Raw genomic sequence first — 484 nt, 5'->3', positions numbered from 1 at the left:
GACGGGTCCCGGGCCGCAGGGCCGGACGGGGAGGACGCGCGGAGCGGGGAAGGGCGGCAGGGCGACGTCGCCCGCGCCCGGGGGTCCCGGGGCCACACCGAGGAGGCCGATCACGGGACCGGGCCAGTGCCACCCACCGCCGGTGACGGCGTCGGGGAGAGCGCCGAGGACGGCGGGGAGCGCGAGCTGTGGCACCCGGAGGGGGACGTGGACGCCGGAGCAGGCGACGACGGGGTGGAACCCCGGCTCGTGGTGGTGTGGGGACCCGCCGGGGCACCGGGGCGCACCGTGGTCGCGATCAACCTCGCGGCCGAGGCGGCCCTGCACGGCGCGCGCGTGCTGCTGGTCGACGCGGACACCTACGCGGCGTCGGTGGCCGCGAGTCTGGGCATGCTCGACGAGGCGGCGGGGCTCGCGCAGGCCTGCCGGCTCGCGGACCAGGGGAGGCTGGACGCCGACACCCTGCGCCGCTGCGCCACCCCGG

1 pseudogene is annotated in these 484 nt (G+C 79.5%); it reads left to right on the top strand.

The features are described 5' to 3' along the window. Positions 1-126: 126 nt before the first annotated feature. Positions 127-484, top strand: a pseudogene (locus tag J1782_RS00110) (hypothetical protein); the annotation flags it as partial.

The sequence above is a fragment of the Rahnella sp. BCC 1045 genome (genome assembly GCF_019049615.1).
GTDB lineage: Bacteria > Pseudomonadota > Gammaproteobacteria > Enterobacterales > Enterobacteriaceae > Rahnella > Rahnella contaminans.
The sequence above is the reverse complement of the archived record's forward strand: the minus strand, read 5'-3'. Positions and strand labels throughout refer to the sequence as shown.